Genomic DNA, 497 nt, shown 5'->3' with positions numbered 1-497 from the left:
TGCTTAGGCTATTTGATCCAGAGTTCATCTTCTTGCATCATTTTTAACATTAAATTAAATATAACCAGCGGAGTAACATTTTTTTTGTTAGAACCGACAACTCTTTGAAAACTAAATTTAACGGTTCGCTCAGGAGCACCCAAATTAACTGGGTAGTTTTGTTTTTCTAAATACAGATGATCTCCTAACATTGGCTCTATACCAGTAATAAAATTAACAATTTGTTGCTCATCACCTTTCATTCGGCATTGAAAATGTAGAAAATTCTTACGCAGTTTTCCAAGTAATAATAATATTTTAAGCGCCTTAAACATGTTCTTTTCTTTCAGTGCATCTTGCTGCCTATCATCTTTATAATGAAAATCAAGGAGAGGAATTATTTCATCTTGACGAGTCAGTTTTTTAGCCTTTTCGTAAAGTTCATCAAACCAACTCTCTTCTAAATTCTTACTATAAACATAATTCGTTTTTAAATTAAATTTTTGGCGATCCATCCA

At 31.6% G+C, this 497-nt stretch carries 1 pseudogene; it reads right to left on the bottom strand.

Annotated elements, in window-relative coordinates:
• Positions 1-8 precede the first annotated feature (8 nt).
• Positions 9-497: pseudogene (locus GBI16_RS18385) on the bottom strand (site-specific integrase); the annotation flags it as partial.

It is taken from the genome of Acinetobacter sp. TUM15064, from assembly GCF_008980265.1.
Lineage (GTDB): Bacteria > Pseudomonadota > Gammaproteobacteria > Pseudomonadales > Moraxellaceae > Acinetobacter.
Note: the sequence above shows the minus strand (reverse complement) of the source record. Positions and strands in the feature narration are given on the sequence as shown.